Raw genomic sequence first — 780 nt, forward strand, 5'->3', positions numbered from 1 at the left:
TTAGGCTCAGGACTCATAACCAGAAAATGACGATTGCAGCGAGAGCGATTGCCGACAGGAAGACTTTCGGGCACCGGTCATATCGTGTTGCTACTCGCCGCCAATCCTTCAGCCTCCCGAACATGATCTCACATCACTGCCCGGCAGTGCATTGCGCAGCGATGTCACGACAGGGGCGGTTGCGCCGTTTGTAGCGACGCTTATCGTATTTCACCGGCTTCTTGCGCTGTTTGCGACCTGGGATGCAGGCGCGTATCCCCTTGTCTTTCAACACTTCTCTGAACCAATTGGCGTCGTATCCGCGATCTCCGAGCAGCCAATCCACCTTTGGCAGCCTGCCAACGAGAGCCCGTGCGCCGATATAATCGCTGACCTGACCGGCAGTCACAAAGAGGTTCAATGGGCGACCTTGGCCGTCACAGATAGCGTGCAGCTTCGTGTTCATACCGCCCTTGGTTCTGCCAATTAGGCGTCCACGCCCCCCTTTTTGACGCCCAGGCTGGACGCCGTGCGATGGGCTTTGAGATACGTCGCGTCGATCATGACCGTCTTTTCTTCACCATGATCAGCGGCCAAACCAATCAACATCTCGGCGAAGATCCCTTTGTCGCTCCACCGCTTCCAACGATTGTAGAGTGTCTTGTGTGGGTCGTATTCCTTGGCTGCGTCCCGCCACCGTAACCCATTGCGGTTTATGAAGATAATCCCGCTCAGGACGCGTCGGTCGTCCACGCGAGGCTTCCCGTGGGACTTGGGGAAGAAGGGCTCCAGACGGGCCAT

Annotated in this window: 1 pseudogene; it reads right to left on the minus strand. The window is 57.1% G+C overall.

Annotated elements, in window-relative coordinates:
- Positions 1–13: 13 nt before the first annotated feature.
- A pseudogene (locus TRM7615_RS25280) lies at positions 14–780 on the minus strand (IS5 family transposase); the annotation flags it as partial.

It is taken from the genome of Falsiruegeria mediterranea M17 (assembly GCF_900302455.1).
GTDB lineage: Bacteria > Pseudomonadota > Alphaproteobacteria > Rhodobacterales > Rhodobacteraceae > Falsiruegeria > Falsiruegeria mediterranea.